The sequence below is a fragment of the Mesorhizobium sp. M2C.T.Ca.TU.002.02.1.1 genome, from assembly GCF_003997225.1.
Window position 1 is genome coordinate 1 of sequence record NZ_RZTO01000792.1, and the last position, 2,800, is coordinate 2,800.

Below are 2,800 nucleotides of genomic sequence, written 5' to 3' on the forward strand. Positions count from 1 at the left end.
CCTCGCATGAGGGCTCGGCGCCTCCTGTCAAAATCTCCTGACACGAACTTCTCAAACGCTTCAATCACATAAAACAAAACCCCGCCGAAATTCGACGGGGTTTGTCAGCAGTCTGACGGGGCTCGATGAGCCCCGTTTTCTCAACCGCTGGCGAGAAGATCAGCCTTTCGGCGCGGGCGCCGGCACCGGCTTCACCTTGGGGGTTTCCTGCGCGGTGTTGGACTCGATCGGCGGCAGGCCCTTGAGCAGCTTCTGCTGCAAGGTGGCGAGCACATCCGGGTCGGGCTTCAGATCGCGTGCCTGCGTCCACTGATAGGTGGCCTCGAGCTTGCGGCCGACGCGCCAGTAGGCATCGCCGAGATGGTCGTTGAGGACCGGATCCTCCGGCTTCAGCGAAACGGCGCGCTCCATCTCGCGCACGGCGTCGTCGAAGCGGCCGAGGCGGTAATAGGCCCAGCCCAGCGAATCGACGATGTAGCCGTCGTTCGGCCGCAGATCGACGGCCTTCTGGATCATTGCCAGGCCTTCCTTGAGGTTCATGTTCATGTCGACCCAGGAATAGCCGAGATAGTTCATGACCTGCGGCTGGTCGGGCTGCAGCTCCAGCGCCTTGCGGAAATTCGGTTCCGCCTTCGGCCATTCCTTCAGCCGCTCATAGGCGATTCCGCGCTGGTAGAAGATGTTCCAATTGGCGGCGGTCGGGTTCTTCAACTGTTCGACGGCCTTGTCGTAGAGATTGGCGGCCGAGCGGAAATCTTCCTTCGAGCCATAGACGCCGCCAAGCGCCAGATAGGCGCGCATGTCGTCCGGATGCTTGTCGAGATAGGCCTTGAGATGGGCGATCGCCTCGTCATGCTTGTCGAGATCGGCGAGGTTCAGGCCGAGCTGCAGGTCGGAAAGCTCCTTCAGCGGCGAGGACGCCGGAATGCGGCGGTAAAGCGCGATGGCGCCCTCGCCGTCCTTGAGCTGCTCGGCGACGGCGGCAAGCTGCACCAGGGCCGCATCGCTGTCCGGCTTCAGCGCCAGCGCGTATTGCAGGTAAAGCCGCACGAAAGGCTCGCCGCCGCCGCGGTTGAGCGCGGTGGCAAGGTCGAGCAGAATTTCGGACGCGCCGTCGGCCGGGCCAGCGACCAGCGGCTCGATCTTGTCGCCCTTGGCGATGCGGTCGCGCAGCGTGGTGATCTCGAGCTTGCCCGGCGCGAAGGCCTCGGCCTGGTTCAGCACCGCCAGCGCCTTCGACTTGTCACCCTTGCGGGCGAGGAAGGAGGCATAGGCCTGGGCATTGCGCATCCAGGTTTCGGGCGCGGAGCCGCCGGCCGTGGTGTCGGCGAGCGTGGCGGCGTAGATCTCATCGGCCTTGTCGTTCAGGCCGGCGGCGTCGGCGATCAGCGCGCGGTGGAACGATTTGAACAGGCCGAACCAGTCCGGCCCCTTGAGCTTGTCGATGGAATCCATCGCCTCGGACGCGTTGCCGGCGCCTTCCTTGGCCCAGCCGTCCATGACGCCGGACAGCAGCCGGTCGAGATCGGATTCGAGCGACAGCTTCAGCCAGTATTGCGCCTTGGCGTAGTCCTTCTTGTGGAAGGAATCGATGGCCAGCGCCAGACGCGAGAAGCGCTCGACATCCGGCACTTCCTTCAGCTTGTCAGCATAGACCAGCGATTCCTCGAAACGGCCCTGCGCAACGAGAGCCAGCATCAGGCTCTGCTGCAGTTCCTTGTCGTCCGGCGCAAAGGCCAGCGCCTGCTTGTAATAGGCGATCGCGTCGTCGAGGTCGTTGTCGCTTTCGGCGATATGGGCCGCAAGATAGGCGCCCGAGAAAGACGTGATCTGCAGCGGTTGGGCATCTTCCTTGGCCTGGACCGGCAGCACCCAAAGCGCCACACCGGCCAAAAATGCCAGCCTCGTCAGCCAGCGCGCACGTCCTTGCCGCATCGTATCCCTTTCAGCCAGACGCGATCCCGCCCTTGGCGGACCGCCCACAGACTCGATCTTTTCCGGTCAAAGCATGGCCTTTTTGGGGTCGAGCTTCAATCGCCGAGCGAATCACAATGCAATCATCCGGCTTAAAAAACGATGCGGCGCCACCGAAAAATCCCGCGCCGAGGTCCGGAACGCCCATATACCGGCACGGGCCGCCTACAAACGCGTGTCGCTGAACCCGCTGGCGGCAACCGCATCGCACAGGCCGGACCATTCGCAGCCGGAGCAGGCCCGGCGCGTCAGGCCGGCGGAAAAAGCCTTTCGCATCCCTGAAAGGCTCGAGGCGTCCAGCACGAACCGGTCGCCGTCCTGGATCGGCCGGCCGAGGAGAGCCCCCACGTCGCGCGCGGCGAGCCTGTCCCGCTCGGCGGCGCTTTGGCGCAGGCAATGCGGTTCCGGCTCGCCGATCAGCGGCGCGCAGATGTCGTCCGGGCCGGAAACGATCACCACCGCCTCGCCCTCGCCCAGGCGCTTCACCACCTGGTCGTAATTGGCGGTGAAGGCCTGCGAGTAGCCCTTGCCGACATAGGTCAGCAGGCAGAGCAGATGATGGGCGCGCAGCCTGACGGTCATCAGGCCGCGGGCGAGCGGTCGCGCGGCGTCGCCTGATAGGTCGAGAACAGCTTCAATGTCGCCGCGCCAAGCGCCGACTTGAGCAGGCCGCCGACGATGAAGGGCAGGAAGCCGAACGTGACAGCCTTCTCGGCGCCGATCATGACGGCGAGCCAAGCGGTGCCGAGAACCAGGCACAGAAGGTTGCCGATGAGCATGGCGGCGAAGGCAAGCATGACGTGGTTGCCGTTCCAGCCGCGCTCGG

At 64.6% G+C, this 2,800-nt stretch carries 3 protein-coding genes; all 3 read right to left on the reverse strand.

Going from position 1 to position 2,800, the window contains the following annotated elements; all coding sequences use genetic code 11:
- Positions 1-159: 159 nt before the first annotated feature.
- Positions 160-1,935: a tetratricopeptide repeat protein gene (locus EOD07_RS29475; protein WP_127237845.1), complete on the reverse strand. Its 1,776-nt coding sequence runs from the start codon at positions 1,933-1,935 to the stop codon at positions 160-162.
- Positions 1,936-2,139: 204 nt separating this feature from the next.
- A complete protein-coding gene (locus EOD07_RS29480; RefSeq protein WP_127237846.1) occupies positions 2,140-2,556 on the reverse strand; it encodes a DUF1284 domain-containing protein in 417 nt (138 codons plus the stop codon).
- The coding region (locus tag EOD07_RS29485; protein WP_206519594.1) for a biotin transporter BioY at positions 2,556-2,800 on the reverse strand (245 nt) is incomplete at its 5' end. The genes EOD07_RS29480 and EOD07_RS29485, both read right to left, overlap by 1 nt.